Below are 16,573 nucleotides of genomic sequence, written 5' to 3' on the forward strand. Positions count from 1 at the left end.
TTATTCTCCGTAAATCATTCGCCTGCGCGGGGTTGCGATACCACCGTTGTATGCTTACGTAATCCGCCCCAAATACGATGACCAATGGCGGAATACATCGCGCCCGCAACCACGACAAACGCACCGAGATAACCTAAAAGGTTTAACATCGGTCTGGCGAAGAAATCGGGCCAGGCCAGTGATAAAAGATCTGAAAAAAACAGCGTAAACAGTGGAGTAAGCGTGATGATCGCGCTCACCTGCGCTGCCTGCCAGCGTGCCATCGCTTCCGCCAGGGCGCCATATCCTACCAACGTATTCAGCCCGCAAAAAATTAAACATGCGAGTTGCCAGTTGCTAAGCTGCGCTATTACCCCTGGTTTCGCCAGTGGGAAGAGCGCCATTGTACATAAAGTGTACAGCAAAAACAGGATCTGCGGTGATGCCAACCGACGCAATAAAACCTTTTGCGCCACGCCATAACTCACCCAGACCGTTGCAGCACCGACACCAAAGATAACACCCCAGGTGTAATCGGTGAGCTTTGTAAAAATCTCAACCAGACTGGTGTTAAAGAACATCACCAGCCCACTCAGAAGCATCAATGCTCCCACTACCTGAGTGCTACGCATTTTCTCTTTCAGGATAAATACGCTGGCAACCATCATGCCAACCGGCGAGAGTTGCCCTATCACCTGCGAGGCGGTAGGACTCAAGTATTGCAAGGATGAGCTGAACAGGATGAAATTCCCAAACAGTCCGGCAGTCGCCACCGCCAGTAATATCAACCAACGTGGCTTACGAAACACGCGTAATGGCGGCAGCTTTTTCTTCACTGCAAGAATGGCACCAAGGCCAATACTCGCCATCAAGAAACGGTAAAACACGATTGTCGGAGGTTCCATCACCTCCAGCACCTGCTTCATTGCGATTGGCAACGCCCCCCAGCAAATTGCTGTGGTGAGCGCCAAAAGAATGCCAATGCCTGCCTGCTGCTTCATACCGTATTCCCTGCAAAACGCATTTGCGGATTAACGCCGCACGATGCGCATTTTTACCGGTTGTCGAATGTAAAAAGCCCCGCAACACGTTGCGGGGCTTTCATCCGTTACCGGGACGCGAAAAACTTATTCAGCTTCGATGCTGATAAACTTACGGTTTTTCGGGCCTTTAACTTCGAATTTCACTTTACCGTCTGCTTTAGCAAACAAAGTGTGGTCACGACCGCAACCTACGTTGGTGCCCGCGTGGAATTTAGTACCACGTTGACGAACGATGATGCTACCCGCCAGAACGGATTCGCCACCGAAACGCTTAACGCCCAAGCGTTTAGCTTCTGAATCGCGACCGTTACGTGTGGAGCCGCCAGCCTTTTTATGTGCCATTTGAAATCTCTCCTCAGGTCTTAGGCGCTGATGCCAGTAATTTTCACATCAGTGAACCACTGACGATGGCCCTGCTGCTTACGATAGTGTTTACGACGGCGAAACTTAACGATTTTAACTTTCTCGCCACGACCGTGAGCAACAACTTCAGCTTTGATTACGCCGCCATCAACGAAAGGAACGCCGATTTTGACTTCTTCACCGTTTGCGATCATCAGAACTTCTGCGAACTCAACAGTTTCGCCAGTTGCGATGTCCAGCTTTTCCAGGCGAACGGTCTGACCTTCGCTTACTCGGTGTTGTTTACCACCACTTTGGAAAACCGCGTACATATAAAACTCCGCTTCCGCGCACACCTTTTCAATGATTCAGAGCGCGCTATAAATATTCACAATAGGGCGCGAATATTACGCAAAACGCACGCCTTTGACAAGTGCTACAGTCAATACACGAAGAAAAAAAACACAACTTGTACGGTAACGTTTATCTGTGCCATTTTTTCAGTACAATCACCCTATATTCCTAACCATAAACCCTAAGTTGCCTTTGTTCACAGTAAGGTAATCGGGGCGAAAAGCCCGGCTTTTGCGATGAATTTAGAAAAAATCAATGAGTTAACCGCGCAAGATATGGCGGGTGTTAATGCGGCAATTCTCGAGCAGCTTAATTCCGAAGTCCAACTGATCAATCAGTTAGGCTATTACATCGTCAGCGGCGGGGGTAAACGCATTCGCCCGATGATTGCTGTACTGGCTGCACGAGCTGTTGGCTATGAGGGGAATGCGCATGTCACTATCGCCGCCCTGATCGAGTTTATCCACACGGCGACCCTGCTACACGACGACGTTGTGGATGAATCAGATATGCGCAGGGGTAAAGCTACCGCCAACGCCGCGTTTGGCAATGCTGCCAGCGTGTTGGTTGGTGATTTTATTTATACCCGCGCTTTCCAGATGATGACCAGCCTCGGCTCGCTCAAAGTGTTGGAAGTGATGTCCGAAGCGGTAAACGTCATCGCAGAAGGTGAAGTGCTGCAACTGATGAACGTTAACGACCCGGACATCACCGAAGAAAACTACATGCGCGTTATTTACAGCAAAACCGCGCGCCTGTTTGAGGCTGCTGCTCAGTGTTCCGGAATTCTGGCAGGTTGTACGCCAGAAGAAGAAAAAGGTCTGCAGGATTATGGTCGCTACCTCGGCACCGCTTTCCAGCTAATCGACGATTTGCTCGATTACAATGCCGACGGTGAACAGTTGGGTAAAAACGTCGGGGACGATCTGAACGAAGGTAAACCAACGTTACCGCTGCTGCATGCAATGCATCATGGCACACCGGAACAAGCGCAGATGATCCGTACCGCCATTGAGCAAGGCAACGGGCGTCATCTTCTGGAACCTGTTCTGGAAGCAATGAACGCTTGTGGTTCTCTCGAATGGACGCGTCAGCGTGCCGAGGAAGAAGCAGATAAAGCTATTGAAGCATTACAGGTACTCCCGGACACTCCGTGGCGAGAGGCATTAATCGGCCTCGCGCACATCGCTGTTCAACGCGATCGCTAATCCCTTCCCTGTATCCCGCGCATTGCGCGGGATAATTCCAGTAAGCTCCATAAAAATACTTATTCAGCGCAATACTCTCTGAATAATCAGGTCATTTTCTTTATATATTCTGAATCTTCACGCTATTTACATGAACTTTTTAGAGCAATTCGCCATCAGGAGTATAGTGATGCTCGACAGAACGCATGTTCTGAATGAAAGCGACTAACTTAAGGAGTGAGGAAAGATGGAGAATAATTTCATTGACTGGCATCCTGCCGACATCATTGCTGGTTTGCGGAAAAAAGGAACATCAATGGCTGCGGAGTCTCGCAGAAATGGTTTAAGTTCTTCGACGCTGGCAAATGCATTATCACGTCCCTGGCCGAAGGGAGAGATGATTATTGCGAAAGCATTAGGAACGGAACCTTGGGTAATCTGGCCATCACGCTATCACGATCCGCAGACACATGCGTTTATCGACAGAACACAGTTAATGCGCAGCTACACCAAACCGAAAAAATGAGTTGTCTGGCGGTAGCCCCGCGAACGGGGCTGCCAGCTTTCAGACGATTACTCGCCTTTCACACGCTCGATGTTCGCACCTAAGGCACGCAGTTTGTCTTCAATGCGTTCGTAGCCGCGATCGATGTGATAAATACGATCAACAACCGTAGTTCCTTCTGCAATACAACCAGCCAGCACCAGACTTGCTGAAGCACGCAGATCGGTCGCCATAACCTGTGCGCCGGAAAGTTTTTCGACACCGTGACAAATAACGGTATTGCTTTCAATCTCGGCATGCGCGCCCATACGGCTCAGTTCTGGCACGTGCATAAAGCGGTTTTCAAACACAGTTTCAGTGATGAATCCAGTCCCTTCTGCCACCAGGTTCAGCAACGTGAACTGGGCCTGCATATCGGTCGGAAACGCCGGATGCGGCGCGGTACGCACATTAACAGCCTTCGGACGTTTGCCATGCATATCCAGGCTAATCCAGTCCTCGCCCACTTCAATGTCCGCCCCGGCGTCACGCAACTTCGCCAGCACAGCATCGAGGGTATCTGGCTGGGCGTTACGGCAGATAATTTTACCGCGAGAGATCGCCGCAGCGACCAGGAACGTGCCGGTCTCAATACGATCCGGTAGCACGCGGTAGACGCCACCGCCTAAACGTTCCACACCTTCGATGACTATTCGATCAGTACCCTGACCGCTAATTTTCGCGCCCAGCGTAATGAGGAAGTTGGCGGTATCGACGATTTCCGGTTCACGCGCCGCGTTTTCGATAACGGTAGTGCCTTCTGCCAGAGTTGCGGCACACATGATGGTGACTGTTGCACCAACGCTGACTTTATCCATCACGATATGCGCGCCTTTCAGACGGCCATCGACGGAAGCCTTAACGTAACCTTCTTCCAGTTTGATGGTCGCGCCTAATTGCTCAAGGCCGGAAATATGTAAATCAACCGGGCGCGCACCAATTGTACAACCGCCAGGCAGCGAAACCTGTCCCTGACCGAAACGCGCTACCAGCGGCCCCAGCGCCCAAATAGAAGCGCGCATGGTTTTCACCAGCTCGTAAGGCGCGCAGAACACATTTACATCGCGGGCATCAATATGCACAGAGCCATTACGTTCCACTTTAGCACCAAGCTGACTCAGCAATTTCATTGACGTATCGACGTCTTTCAGTTTCGGAACGTTCTGGATCTCTACTGGCTCTTCCGCCAGTAGCGCGGCAAAAAGGATAGGCAGAGCAGCATTTTTAGCGCCGGAAATTGTGACTTCGCCCTGGAGCTTTGTTGGCCCCTGAACACGAAATTTATCCATTTAGTTTGTTCTCAGTTAACAATTCATATCTGCTACCGGCAAATCGCCCATAGCTCAAAAGCCGTTCAGTTTGCGATCGCGCGCCCACTCCGCAGGGGTATAAGCTTTGATCGACACAGCATGAATGCGGTTATCCGCAATATATTCCATCAGCGGACCATAAACCGTCTGCTGTTTTTTAACCCGGCTCATGCCGTCAAACATCTCACCCACGGCAATAACCTGAAAGTGGCTGCCATCGCCGGAAACGTGGACTTCCTGGAGGGAGAGAGCGTTCATCAGCACGCTCTGAATTTCATTATTTTCCATGGGATCTTCATTCATCAGTTAATAAGCCAGCGAAACATCTTAGAGCAAAGTTGCGCAGTCATAAATAAGCAAAAAGCCTTGCTGATGTATCAAACAAGGCTCAACTTGCAGGCAGATTTGCTGGACAGGCGGTTAACGCCTTATCCAGCCTGAAAAAATTTAACGAGGCAGGACATCAGACGGCAAATTATACAACTTTGCCAGGGTATAGACTTTATCGTTTACCCCCTGAAGCGTCACGCTGTGACCCTGCTTTTTCGCCAGATTGATAAGGTGGAGCAGCAACGCCAACCCACCTGTATCAACGCGGGACACGCGACTGAGATCGATGCAGGTAATTCCCTTCATCGCTTCTTCACGCACTTCCCAAAGCGGTAGCAGTACGTCTTGATCCAACTCTCCAGCTAATGCCAGAGTGTCACCCGTCTGCACCCAGCTCAGTGACTCACTCATTATTTTTTCTCTTCCAGAGTGATTTTCTGTTGAGAAATCGATTTCAGTTGCGCAGTCAGGCCGTCGATACCTTTGGTACGCAGCAGCGTTCCCCACTCGTTTTGTTTGGTGGTGATCATGCTGACGCCTTCGGCAATCATGTCGTAAGCCTGCCAGTTGCCAGTTTGGGAATTTTTGCGCCACTGGAAATCCAGACGTACCGGCGGGCGGCCATTCGGGTCAATAATGGTGACGCGAATAGGCACAATGGTTTTGTCGCCCAGCGGCTGTTCTGGCGCAATCTGGTAAGTCTGACCGTGATACATCGCCAGTGCCTGACCGTAAGCCTGCTTCAGGTACTCACGGAAAGCGGCAAAGTACGCGTCACGTTGGGCCGGAGTAGCACTCTTGTAATACTGACCCAGCACCAGTGCACCAGCGTATTTCACCTGCACATACGGCAGTAGCTCCTGATCAACAATAGTACGCAGATAATCCGGGTTAGCCCGAATTTGCGGTTGCTCATTCTTCAGGCGATCGAACGTTTTCTGCGCCGCCTCGTCCATCAGCTTATACGGATTGGTCTGGTCTGCCGCGGTTGCCGCACTCAACGGTGCAATCACCAGCAAAGCGACCATCATTAAACGTTTAAACATGCGTCGGTTCTCCTGAAATTATTTCGTTGTACCCACAGGTTCAGTGGTTTCATTATTACCTGGCGCAGTAGCTGGCGCATCGCCACTATTCTTATTGTCATCGCCTTTACTACCGTAAAGGAACTGACCAATGAGATCTTCCAGCACCATCGCAGACTTGGTGTCCTGAATTGTATCGCCATCCTTCAGGATAGCAGTACCCAGTTCGGGATCTTCAAAACCGACGTTTAACGCCAGATATTGCTCCCCAAGCAGACCGGAAGTACGAATGCTCAGCGAACTGGTGTCAGGAATGTGGTTATAACGTTGTTCAATTTCCAGCGTCACGCGTGGCAAATAGGTTTTTGGATCCAGCGTAATATCTGCCACCCGACCGACTACAACGCCACCAATACTAACCGGAGAGCGCGCTTTCAGACCGCCGATGTTATCGAACGTCGCATAGAGCGTGTAGGTTGGTTCAGTACGTATTGACGTCACGTTTGCCGCCTTCAGGCAAACAAACAGCGCCGCCAGCAGTGCTGCTAATAAAAAGATTCCCACCCAAATTTCATTTTTTTTCGTTTGCATGAACTCAATTCCCAAACATCAATGCGGTCAGCACAAAATCCAGCCCCAGAACAGCCAGAGACGAGTGGACAACGGTGCGAGTGGTTGCCCGGCTAATCCCGGCAGAAGTCGGGATAGCGTCGTAACCGTTAAACAACGAAATCCACGTCACCGTAATGGCGAACACCACGCTCTTAATCAGACAGTTGACCAAATCCATACGCCAGTCGACGGCGTTTTGCATTGCCGACCAGAAGAATCCGCTATCAATACCTTTCCAGCTAACGCCGACCAATGATCCGCCCCAGATCCCCACGGCGACGAAAATAATCGTCAGCAGCGGCAATGAAATAACCCCAGCCCAGAAACGTGGAGAAATAACCCGACGCAGCGGATCGACCGCCATCATCTCCATACTGGAGAGTTGTTCTGTGGCGCGCATCAAACCAATTTCAGCAGTTAACGCCGAACCGGCGCGTCCGGCAAACAGCAACGCGGCAACCACCGGCCCCAGTTCACGCAGCAGCGATAACGCCACCAGCATCCCCAGACTGGTTTCCGCACTATAGGTGGTCAGAACCAGATAACCTTGTAGACCCAGCACCATTCCGATGAATACGCCAGAAACCACAATAATCAGCATCGACAGGACGCCGACATTATAGAGCTGACGCACCAGCAGCGGCGCGTGTTTACGAAATTCCGGCTTGCCGACCAGCGCATTGAATAACATTAACCCGGCCCGCCCGAACGTTCTCAGGGTTTTAATCCCTTTATGTCCAAGCGACGCCAGCGCATTTAACAGCATGAGTGGCTTAACTCCCTGGTAAAAGATCAGCGTGATAATCGCCGGCAGGATAGCGGAACGGAACAGGCCCGTCAGCTATCCCGTCCAGAAACTGACGGACACGCGGATCGGGATTCTCCTGCAACGCCTGAGCGCTACCGTGAGCAACAATCTTTTTGTCCGCCAGAATCCAGGCGTGATCCGCAATACTTAAGACTTCCGGCACATCGTGAGAAACCACCACACAGGTGACGCCCAGCGCGCTGTTCAGCTCAGAAATCAGCTTCACCAGTACGCCCATAGTGATGGGATCTTGCCCAACAAACGGTTCATCAAACATGATGAGATCTGGCTCCAGGGCAATTGCGCGCGCCAGTGCGGCGCGACGAGCCATCCCGCCGGAAAGTTCAGAAGGCATAAGTTTAGCCGCTCCACGCAGCCCCACCGCTTCCAGCTTCATCATTACCGTACTATGCAACAATGGTGCGGGGAGCTGGGTGTGTTCGCGCAGTGGATAGGCAACGTTGTCAAATACGTTCATATCGGTGAACAACGCCCCGGACTGAAACAACATGCTCATGCGTTTACGCACCGTGTACAGGCGCGAACGAGACATCGCCGGAATATTCTCACCATCAAAAAGGATCTCACCGTGATCAGGTGCGATTTGCCCACCAATCAGTCGGAGTAGCGTCGTTTTACCGATGCCCGATGGCCCCATGATTGCCGTGATCTTCCCTCGCGGCACGGTCAGGGAAATATTATCGAAGATGCAGCGATTGCCACGCGTAAAACTGACATCGCGCATATCGACTAAATTCGCCACAGACTGCTCCATAATTCACCCTTCGTCTTGCGTTGATTTTTTAAGCATGACGCTCAATTTAACCTTGAACCCAACATATTTACAGAATATTACCCGCCGTGGTTAGCGAAAGCTGGCATTTGTTTTACTTTTTAGCCGCATAAAGTCAAAATTAAGAATCCATTACGGCTTTCTGAAAATCTTCAGCGGACCGGCGAGTATACCTGAAGAAAGGACGTTAGATGCTTTTAGCTACGGCACTGTTAATTGTTGGTTTACTTTTGGTCGTATACAGTGCCGACCGACTGGTATTTGCCGCTTCCATTCTTTGTCGCACTTTTGGCATTCCACCGCTGATCATTGGTATGACCGTAGTCAGTATTGGTACGTCACTTCCAGAGATTATTGTTTCACTTGCCGCGTCGCTGCACGAACAACGAGATTTAGCTGTCGGTACGGCGCTTGGCTCAAACATTATCAATATATTGCTGATCCTCGGTCTGACCGCGCTGGTACGCCCTTTTACCGTCCATTCTGATGTTCTGCGCCGTGAATTACCCTTAATGTTATTGGTCAGCGTTGTAGCCGGTTCCGTACTCTATGACGGACAACTTAGCCGCAGCGATGGTATCTTTCTCCTCTTTCTGGCTGTGCTATGGCTGCTGTTCATTGTTAAACTTGCACATCAGGCTGAACGTCAGGGAACTGACAGCCTGACCAGGGAGCAACTTGCAGAACTGCCGCGTGAAGGTGGTTTACCCGTTGCTTTTTTATGGCTCGGCATTGCACTGATCATCATGCCAGTAGCAACGCGGATGGTGATTGATAACGCTACCGTGCTGGCAAATTACTTTGCCATCAGCGAGTTGACTATTGGTCTGACGGCAATCGCTATCGGCACGAGTCTGCCAGAACTGGCAACCGCGATAGCCGGTGTACGCAAAGGTGAGAACGACATCGCCGTCGGTAATATCATCGGCGCGAATATTTTTAATATCGTCATCGTGCTGGGTCTACCGGCGCTGATTACCCCAGGGGAGATTAACCCACTGGCGTATAGCCGTGACTACAGCGTGATGTTGTTGGTAAGCATTATTTTTGCGTTGCTGTGCTGGCGGCGCTCCCCTCAACCTGGCCGTGGCGTAGGGGTATTATTAACAGGCGGATTTATCGTATGGCTGGCGATGTTGTACTGGTTATCGCCAATACTCGTTGAATAACTGGAAACGCATTATGTCGCACGTAGAGTTGCAACCGGGTTTTGACTTTCAGCAAGCAGGTAAAGAAGTCCTGGCGATTGAACGTGAATGCCTGGCGGAGCTTGATCAATACATCAATCAGAATTTCACACTCGCTTGTGAAAAGATGTTTTGGTGTAAAGGTAAAGTCGTAGTTATGGGGATGGGCAAATCGGGACACATCGGGCGCAAAATGGCAGCCACCTTTGCCAGCACCGGTACTCCGTCATTTTTCGTCCATCCTGGCGAAGCCGCGCATGGCGATTTAGGCATGGTTACGCCACAAGACGTGGTGATTGCTATCTCTAATTCGGGTGAATCCAGTGAAATCGCAGCATTGATTCCGGTGCTTAAGCGTCTTCACGTGCCGTTAATCTGCATTACCGGTCGCCCGGAGAGTAGCATGGCGCGTGCCGCTGACGTGCATCTGTGTGTTAAAGTAGCGAAAGAAGCCTGTCCGTTGGGGCTGGCACCGACCAGCAGCACCACCGCCACGCTGGTGATGGGCGATGCTCTCGCCGTCGCCCTGTTAAAAGCGCGCGGCTTTACCGCCGAAGATTTTGCGCTCTCACATCCCGGCGGCGCACTGGGTCGTAAACTTCTGCTGCGCGTAAGCGATATTATGCATACGGGTGATGAGATCCCGCATGTCAAAAAAACCGCCAGCCTGCGCGATGCATTACTGGAAATTACCCGCAAAAATCTTGGTATGACTGTCATTTGCGATGACAATATGATGATTGAAGGCATCTTTACCGACGGTGATTTACGCCGTGTCTTCGATATGGGTGTGGATGTCCGTCAATTAAGCATTGCCGATGTGATGACGCCGGGGGGAATCCGCGTGCGCCCTGGCATTCTGGCCGTTGAGGCACTGAACTTAATGCAGTCCCGCCATATCACCTCCGTAATGGTTGCCGATGGCGACCATTTACTCGGTGTGTTACATATGCATGATTTACTGCGTGCAGGCGTAGTGTAAAGATTCAAGGATAAACAACAATGAGCAAAGCAGGTACGTCGCTTGAGACCTGTTACGGCCCTGTCAGCGCCGACGTTATGGCAAAAGCGGAGAACATTCGTCTGCTAATTCTCGACGTCGATGGCGTGCTGTCAGATGGCCTGATTTATATGGGCAACAACGGCGAAGAACTTAAAGCGTTCAATGTTCGGGACGGTTATGGCATTCGTTGTGCGCTCACCTCTGATATTGAAGTCGCCATCATTACCGGGCGAAAGGCTAAACTGGTAGAAGATCGTTGTGCCACATTGGGAATTACCCATTTGTATCAGGGGCAGTCGAACAAACTTATCGCCTTTAGCGATCTGCTGGAAAAACTGGCGATCGCCCCGGAAAACGTGGCTTACGTTGGGGATGATCTCATCGACTGGCCAGTAATGGAAAAAGTAGGCTTAAGCGTGGCTGTGGCCGATGCACATCCGCTGTTGATTCCGCGCGCTGATTACGTGACGCGCATTGCTGGTGGTCGTGGCGCAGTTCGTGAAGTTTGCGACTTATTACTCCTGGCGCAGGGCAAACTGGATGAAGCCAAAGGGCAATCGATATGAGTAAAGCCAGACGTTGGGTTATCATTGTGTTATCACTGGCGGTTCTGGTGATGATCGGCATTAACATGACCGAGAAAGACGATACCGCCCAGGTGGTCGTCAACAACAATGATCCCACCTATAAAAGCGAGCATACGGACACGCTCGTCTATAACCCTGAAGGGGCGCTAAGCTATCGATTGATTGCTCAACACGTTGAATATTATTCCGATCAGGCCGTTTCGTGGTTTACGCAACCGGTACTTACCACGTTTGATAAGGATAAAATCCCGACATGGTCGGTAAAAGCGGATAAAGCCAAGCTGACTAATGATCGGATGCTCTATTTATATGGACACGTTGAAGTCAACGCACTCGTGCCGGACTCTCAACTTCGCAGAATCACGACGGATAACGCGCAGATCAATCTGGTGACGCAGGATGTTACCTCTGAAGACCTCGTCACGTTATACGGAACAACATTTAACTCCAGCGGTCTGAAAATGCGCGGCAACTTACGCAGCAAGAACGCCGAGCTGATTGAAAAGGTTAGAACATCCTATGAAATTCAAAACAAACAAACTCAGCCTTAATCTTGTGCTTGCCAGCTCACTTCTGGCCGCCAGTATTCCGGCATTTGCCGTTACCGGAGACACTGACCAGCCGATTCACATTGAGTCGGATCAGCAATCTCTTGATATGCAAGGCAACGTGGTCACCTTTACCGGTAATGTCATCGTTACCCAGGGCACCATCAAAATTAATGCCGATAAAGTGGTCGTTACTCGTCCGGGCGGCGAACAAGGTAAAGAAGTGATTGACGGCTACGGTAAACCGGCAACGTTCTATCAGATGCAGGACAACGGTAAACCAGTCGAAGGTCACGCTTCCCAGATGCATTACGAACTGGCGAAAGATTTTGTCATCCTGACCGGTAATGCTTATCTGCAGCAGGTCGATAGCAATATAACGGGCGATAAAATTACTTATCTGGTGAAAGAGCAGAAAATGCAGGCTTTCAGCGATAAAGGCAAGCGCGTAACCACCGTTCTGGTGCCGTCGCAGTTGCAGGACAAAAACAACAAAGGCCAGACCCCGGCGCAGAAGAAGGGTAATTAATTCGTTATGGCAACATTAACAGCAAAGAACCTTGCAAAAGCCTACAAGGGTCGCCGCGTGGTGGAAGACGTCAGCCTGACCGTTAACTCCGGGGAAATTGTCGGGCTGCTGGGGCCAAACGGTGCCGGTAAAACCACCACTTTCTATATGGTCGTCGGTATTGTGCCGCGCGATGCGGGCAACATCATTATTGATGATGACGATATCAGCCTGCTGCCGCTGCATGCACGCGCGCGTCGCGGTATCGGCTATCTGCCGCAGGAAGCTTCAATTTTCCGCCGTCTTAGCGTTTACGATAACCTGATGGCAGTACTGCAAATTCGTGACGATTTATCCGCTGAACAACGTGAAGATCGTGCGAACGAATTGATGGAAGAGTTTCACATTGAGCATCTGCGCGACAGCATGGGTCAATCGCTCTCCGGTGGTGAACGCCGTCGTGTAGAAATTGCCCGCGCGCTGGCTGCAAATCCGAAATTTATCCTGCTCGATGAACCGTTTGCCGGGGTTGACCCGATCTCAGTCATCGACATTAAACGCATCATTGAGCATTTACGCGACAGCGGCCTGGGTGTACTTATCACCGACCACAACGTGCGTGAAACGCTGGCTGTTTGTGAACGTGCTTATATCGTCAGTCAGGGACATTTAATCGCCCACGGCACGCCGACAGAAATCTTACAAGACGAACATGTTAAGCGTGTATACCTTGGGGAAGACTTCAGACTCTGATAGGGTAGAAGCTCGCGACGTTTTAGCAGGAGAGTACGATTCTGAACATGAAGCAAGGTTTGCAACTCAGGCTTAGCCAGCAACTGGCGATGACGCCTCAGCTACAACAGGCAATTCGTCTGTTGCAGTTGTCCACGCTGGAACTTCAACAGGAGCTGCAGCAGGCGCTGGAAAGTAATCCACTGCTTGAGCAAATCGACACTCATGATGAAATCGACACTCACGAAACGCCAGACAGCGAAACGTTAGACACTGCTGACGCGCTCGAACAAAAAGAGATGCCGGAAGAACTGCCGCTTGATGCCAGTTGGGATACCATCTACACCGCCGGTACGCCATCCGGCACCAGCGGTGACTACATCGACGACGAGCTACCGGTCTATCAGGGCGAAACGACGCAGACCTTGCAGGATTATCTGATGTGGCAGGTTGAGCTGACGCCATTTTCTGACACTGACCGCGCCATCGCCACCTCGATTGTCGATGCCGTTGATGACACGGGATATCTCACCGTTCCACTGGAAGATATTCTCGAAAGTATGGGCGATGAAGAGATCGACATCGATGAAGTTGAAGCTGTCCTCAAACGAATCCAACGCTTTGATCCGGTTGGCGTGGCAGCGAAAGATCTGCGTGACTGTCTGCTGATCCAACTCTCCCAATTCGACAAAACTACGCCGTGGCTGGAAGAGGCCAGACTCATCATTAGCGATCACCTCGATCTGCTGGCAAATCACGACTTCCGCACACTGATGCGCGTAACACGCCTGAAAGAAGATGTGCTGAAAGAAGCCGTCAACTTGATCCAGTCGCTCGATCCTCGCCCTGGTCAATCGATCCAGACCGGCGAACCGGAATATGTCATTCCAGATGTGTTGGTACGCAAGCATAACGGTCAATGGACGGTTGAACTCAACAGCGACAGCATTCCACGGCTACAAATTAACCAGCACTACGCCTCAATGTGTAATAACACACGCAATGATGGCGATAGCCAGTTTATCCGCAGCAATCTGCAGGATGCCAAATGGTTGATTAAGAGTCTGGAAAGCCGTAACGATACGCTACTGCGCGTGAGTCGCTGTATCGTTGAACAGCAGCAAGCCTTCTTTGAGCAAGGCGAAGAATATATGAAACCGATGGTACTGGCAGATATCGCTCAGGCTGTCGAAATGCATGAATCGACGATCTCTCGCGTGACCACGCAAAAGTACCTGCATAGTCCACGAGGCATTTTTGAACTGAAGTATTTTTTCTCCAGTCACGTCAATACCGAGGGCGGCGGCGAAGCCTCGTCCACGGCGATTCGCGCGCTGGTGAAAAAATTAATCGCGGCGGAAAACCCAGCGAAACCGTTGAGCGACAGCAAGTTAACTTCTTTGCTGTCGGAACAAGGTATCATGGTGGCACGCCGCACTGTTGCGAAGTACCGAGAGTCTTTATCCATTCCGCCGTCAAACCAGCGTAAACAGCTCGTTTGACCCAACCGATAAGGAAGACACTATGCAGCTCAACATTACCGGAAATAACGTCGAGATCACCGAGGCCCTGCGAGAATTTGTTACCTCAAAATTTGCCAAACTTGAGCAATATTTTGACCGAATCAACCAGGTCTATGTTGTTCTGAAAGTGGAGAAAGTCACCCATACCTCAGATGCAACACTGCATGTAAACGGTGGCGAAATTCATGCCAGCGCGGAAGGTCAGGACATGTACGCTGCCATTGATGGCTTAATCGATAAGTTGGCACGCCAACTGACCAAACATAAAGATAAATTGAAACAACACTAATTGTCCGGGCGATTAGCAAGTGCATGGTGGCCTGTTGTGTGGCACAACGGGCCATTTGTACGGTTAATGCTCCGAGCCTGTTCCACTGTTTGAGTGGACAGGCTCTTAGGTGAAATTATGATAAATAATGATACAACTCTACAGCTTAGCAGTGTTCTTAACAGGGAATGTACGCGAAGCCGCGTCCACTGCCAGAGCAAAAAACGCGCACTGGAAATCATCAGCGAACTGGCGGCGAAACAACTTAGCCTGCCGCCTCAGGTGGTTTTTGAAGCTATCCTGACGCGGGAAAAAATGGGCAGTACCGGTATTGGTAATGGTATTGCAATTCCGCATGGCAAACTGGAAGAAGATACTCTGCGTGCTGTTGGCGTTTTCGTTCAGCTCGAAACGCCTATCGCTTTTGATGCCATCGATAACCAACCGGTTGACTTGCTTTTTGCCCTGCTAGTACCGGCTGACCAAACCAAAACGCATCTGCATACTCTTTCGCTGGTGGCGAAACGTCTGGCGGACAAAACCATCTGCCGCCGTTTACGCGCAGCCCAAAGCGATGAAGAGCTGTATCAAATCATTACGGATACCGAAGGTACTCCGGATGAAGCGTAGTTATTCTGTAATGTCTCTTTTAGACGTTGTGAGGAGAAACAGTACATGGTACTGATGATCGTCAGTGGACGTTCGGGTTCAGGTAAATCTGTCGCCCTGCGTGCGCTGGAAGATATGGGTTTTTACTGCGTGGATAACCTTCCCGTGGTGTTGTTACCCGATCTGGCCCGTACCCTGGCCGATCGCGAGATTTCTGCCGCCGTCAGCATTGATGTTCGTAATATGCCGGAGTCGCCAGAAATATTCGAACAGGCGATGAGCAACCTGCCTGATGCTTTCTCACCGCAACTGCTGTTCCTGGATGCCGACCGTAACACGTTAATACGCCGTTACAGCGATACGCGCCGCCTGCACCCACTTTCCAGTAAAAATCTGTCGCTGGAGAGCGCTATCGACAAAGAAAGCGATCTGCTGGAGCCACTGCGTTCGCGGGCGGATTTGATTGTCGATACGTCAGAAATGTCCGTTCACGAGCTGGCGGAAATGCTGCGTACCCGTCTGCTGGGTAAACGCGAGCGTGAACTGACGATGGTCTTTGAGTCCTTCGGCTTCAAGCACGGCATTCCTATTGATGCGGATTATGTCTTTGACGTGCGTTTCCTGCCGAACCCGCACTGGGACCCGAAACTGCGTCCGATGACCGGCCTTGATAAACCTGTCGCTGCGTTCCTCGACCGTCACACAGAAGTACACAATTTCATCTACCAGACGCGCAGCTATCTTGAGCTATGGTTACCTATGCTGGAAACCAACAACCGTAGCTACCTGACGGTCGCCATTGGTTGTACTGGCGGGAAGCACCGTTCGGTGTATATTGCAGAACAACTGGCAGACTACTTCCGCTCACGCGGTAAAAACGTCCAGTCACGCCATCGCACGCTGGAAAAACGCAAACCATGACCGTCAAGCAAACTGTCGAAATCACTAACAAGCTGGGCATGCATGCCCGGCCTGCTATGAAACTCTTTGAATTAATGCAAGGTTTTGACGCTGAAGTGCTGTTACGTAATGACGAAGGCACCGAGGCTGAAGCCAACAGCGTTATTGCGCTCTTGATGCTGGACTCTGCCAAAGGACGACAGATTGAAGTCGAAGCGACAGGCCCACAGGAAGTCGAAGCGCTGGCTGCGGTTATTGCTCTCTTTAATTCCGGTTTCGATGAAGATTAATCTTCATCCCTCTGACATTTAAATTCCCCCTCCTCAGCCCTTCAGGGCAATAAGAAAAGCGCGTACTGAAATCGTCATCAATGAACGTCAT

23 protein-coding genes are annotated in these 16,573 nt (G+C 50.8%); 13 read left to right on the forward strand and 10 right to left on the reverse strand.

The window, feature by feature from the left end; translation table 11 throughout:
• Positions 1-14 precede the first annotated feature (14 nt).
• From A9587_RS07310 to rplU, 3 genes are all read right to left on the reverse strand, one after another.
• Positions 15-980 carry a DMT family transporter gene (locus tag A9587_RS07310; RefSeq protein ID WP_000813015.1) on the reverse strand — a complete coding sequence of 322 codons (966 nt, stop codon included), beginning with the start codon at positions 978-980 and terminating at the stop codon, positions 15-17.
• Between the two features lie 126 nt (positions 981-1,106).
• Positions 1,107-1,364, reverse strand: a complete 258-nt coding sequence (rpmA, locus tag A9587_RS07315; RefSeq protein WP_000940596.1) for a 50S ribosomal protein L27 — start codon at positions 1,362-1,364, stop codon at positions 1,107-1,109.
• Positions 1,365-1,384: 20 nt separating this feature from the next.
• A complete protein-coding gene (gene rplU, locus A9587_RS07320) occupies positions 1,385-1,696 on the reverse strand; it encodes a 50S ribosomal protein L21 (RefSeq protein ID WP_000271401.1) in 312 nt (103 codons plus the stop codon).
• A gap of 258 nt (positions 1,697-1,954) precedes the next feature.
• Here rplU and ispB point away from each other — a divergent pair, with 258 nt between their 5' ends.
• Positions 1,955-2,926 (forward strand): octaprenyl diphosphate synthase, encoded by a 972-nt coding sequence (ispB, locus tag A9587_RS07325; RefSeq protein WP_001047349.1) that lies wholly within the window; start codon positions 1,955-1,957, stop codon positions 2,924-2,926.
• 226 nt (positions 2,927-3,152) lie between these two features.
• Positions 3,153-3,431, forward strand: coding sequence for a DNA-binding transcriptional regulator SfsB (sfsB, locus tag A9587_RS07330; protein ID WP_000429729.1), 279 nt, complete (start codon positions 3,153-3,155; stop codon positions 3,429-3,431).
• Between the two features lie 47 nt (positions 3,432-3,478).
• Here the strand turns inward: sfsB and murA are convergent, their stop codons facing one another.
• From murA to mlaF, 7 genes are all read right to left on the reverse strand, one after another.
• Positions 3,479-4,738: a UDP-N-acetylglucosamine 1-carboxyvinyltransferase gene (gene murA / locus A9587_RS07335; protein WP_000357277.1), complete on the reverse strand. Its 1,260-nt coding sequence runs from the start codon at positions 4,736-4,738 to the stop codon at positions 3,479-3,481.
• A 54-nt stretch (positions 4,739-4,792) separates the two neighbouring features.
• Positions 4,793-5,047: a BolA family iron metabolism protein IbaG gene (ibaG, locus tag A9587_RS07340; protein ID WP_010379217.1), complete on the reverse strand. Its 255-nt coding sequence runs from the start codon at positions 5,045-5,047 to the stop codon at positions 4,793-4,795.
• 159 nt (positions 5,048-5,206) lie between these two features.
• Complete coding sequence (mlaB, locus tag A9587_RS07345; RefSeq protein WP_000004490.1) at positions 5,207-5,500, reverse strand: lipid asymmetry maintenance protein MlaB; 294 nt, start codon at positions 5,498-5,500, stop codon at positions 5,207-5,209.
• Positions 5,500-6,135: a phospholipid-binding protein MlaC gene (mlaC, locus tag A9587_RS07350; protein WP_000476484.1), complete on the reverse strand. Its 636-nt coding sequence runs from the start codon at positions 6,133-6,135 to the stop codon at positions 5,500-5,502. The genes mlaB and mlaC overlap by 1 nt, the downstream gene beginning before the upstream one ends.
• Before the next feature lie 18 nt (positions 6,136-6,153).
• Positions 6,154-6,705: an outer membrane lipid asymmetry maintenance protein MlaD gene (gene mlaD, locus A9587_RS07355; RefSeq protein WP_001517165.1), complete on the reverse strand. Its 552-nt coding sequence runs from the start codon at positions 6,703-6,705 to the stop codon at positions 6,154-6,156.
• 4 nt (positions 6,706-6,709) lie between these two features.
• Complete coding sequence (gene mlaE, locus A9587_RS07360) at positions 6,710-7,492, reverse strand: lipid asymmetry maintenance ABC transporter permease subunit MlaE (RefSeq protein ID WP_000925792.1); 783 nt, start codon at positions 7,490-7,492, stop codon at positions 6,710-6,712.
• Between the two features lie 7 nt (positions 7,493-7,499).
• Positions 7,500-8,309 carry a phospholipid ABC transporter ATP-binding protein MlaF gene (gene mlaF / locus A9587_RS07365; protein WP_000438247.1) on the reverse strand — a complete coding sequence of 270 codons (810 nt, stop codon included), beginning with the start codon at positions 8,307-8,309 and terminating at the stop codon, positions 7,500-7,502.
• Between the two features lie 209 nt (positions 8,310-8,518).
• On the opposite strand from mlaF, the gene A9587_RS07370 reads away from it, so the two are divergent.
• The 11 genes from A9587_RS07370 to npr all read left to right on the forward strand — a co-directional run bounded on the left by A9587_RS07370 (position 8,519) and on the right by npr (position 16,482).
• Entirely contained in the window at positions 8,519-9,496 is a 978-nt protein-coding gene (locus A9587_RS07370) for a calcium/sodium antiporter (RefSeq protein WP_000922895.1), read from the forward strand.
• Between the two features lie 13 nt (positions 9,497-9,509).
• Positions 9,510-10,496: an arabinose-5-phosphate isomerase KdsD gene (gene kdsD, locus A9587_RS07375; RefSeq protein WP_001517166.1), complete on the forward strand. Its 987-nt coding sequence runs from the start codon at positions 9,510-9,512 to the stop codon at positions 10,494-10,496.
• A gap of 20 nt (positions 10,497-10,516) precedes the next feature.
• Positions 10,517-11,083: a 3-deoxy-manno-octulosonate-8-phosphatase KdsC gene (gene kdsC, locus A9587_RS07380; RefSeq protein ID WP_000030047.1), complete on the forward strand. Its 567-nt coding sequence runs from the start codon at positions 10,517-10,519 to the stop codon at positions 11,081-11,083.
• Positions 11,080-11,655, forward strand: a complete 576-nt coding sequence (gene lptC / locus A9587_RS07385; protein ID WP_000030542.1) for an LPS export ABC transporter periplasmic protein LptC — start codon at positions 11,080-11,082, stop codon at positions 11,653-11,655. The genes kdsC and lptC overlap by 4 nt, the downstream gene beginning before the upstream one ends.
• Positions 11,624-12,181, forward strand: coding sequence for a lipopolysaccharide ABC transporter substrate-binding protein LptA (gene lptA / locus A9587_RS07390; protein WP_000669775.1), 558 nt, complete (start codon positions 11,624-11,626; stop codon positions 12,179-12,181). The genes lptC and lptA overlap by 32 nt, the downstream gene beginning before the upstream one ends.
• A gap of 6 nt (positions 12,182-12,187) precedes the next feature.
• Positions 12,188-12,913 (forward strand): LPS export ABC transporter ATP-binding protein, encoded by a 726-nt coding sequence (gene lptB, locus A9587_RS07395; RefSeq protein ID WP_000224099.1) that lies wholly within the window; start codon positions 12,188-12,190, stop codon positions 12,911-12,913.
• A gap of 47 nt (positions 12,914-12,960) precedes the next feature.
• Positions 12,961-14,394, forward strand: coding sequence for an RNA polymerase factor sigma-54 (gene rpoN, locus A9587_RS07400; RefSeq protein ID WP_000809027.1), 1,434 nt, complete (start codon positions 12,961-12,963; stop codon positions 14,392-14,394).
• A gap of 22 nt (positions 14,395-14,416) precedes the next feature.
• Positions 14,417-14,704 carry a ribosome hibernation promoting factor gene (hpf, locus tag A9587_RS07405; RefSeq protein WP_001176602.1) on the forward strand — a complete coding sequence of 96 codons (288 nt, stop codon included), beginning with the start codon at positions 14,417-14,419 and terminating at the stop codon, positions 14,702-14,704.
• Positions 14,705-14,821: 117 nt separating this feature from the next.
• Positions 14,822-15,313, forward strand: coding sequence for a PTS IIA-like nitrogen regulatory protein PtsN (ptsN, locus tag A9587_RS07410; protein WP_000609336.1), 492 nt, complete (start codon positions 14,822-14,824; stop codon positions 15,311-15,313).
• Between the two features lie 45 nt (positions 15,314-15,358).
• A complete protein-coding gene (gene rapZ / locus A9587_RS07415; protein WP_000243741.1) occupies positions 15,359-16,213 on the forward strand; it encodes an RNase adapter RapZ in 855 nt (284 codons plus the stop codon).
• Positions 16,210-16,482 carry a PTS phosphocarrier protein NPr gene (npr, locus tag A9587_RS07420; RefSeq protein ID WP_000216792.1) on the forward strand — a complete coding sequence of 91 codons (273 nt, stop codon included), beginning with the start codon at positions 16,210-16,212 and terminating at the stop codon, positions 16,480-16,482. Before rapZ ends, npr begins: the two co-directional genes overlap by 4 nt.
• The last annotated feature ends 91 nt before the right edge of the window (positions 16,483-16,573 follow it).

The organism is Escherichia sp. MOD1-EC6162 (genome assembly GCF_002965125.1).
In the GTDB taxonomy this organism is placed as follows: Bacteria; Pseudomonadota; Gammaproteobacteria; order Enterobacterales; family Enterobacteriaceae; genus Escherichia; species Escherichia marmotae.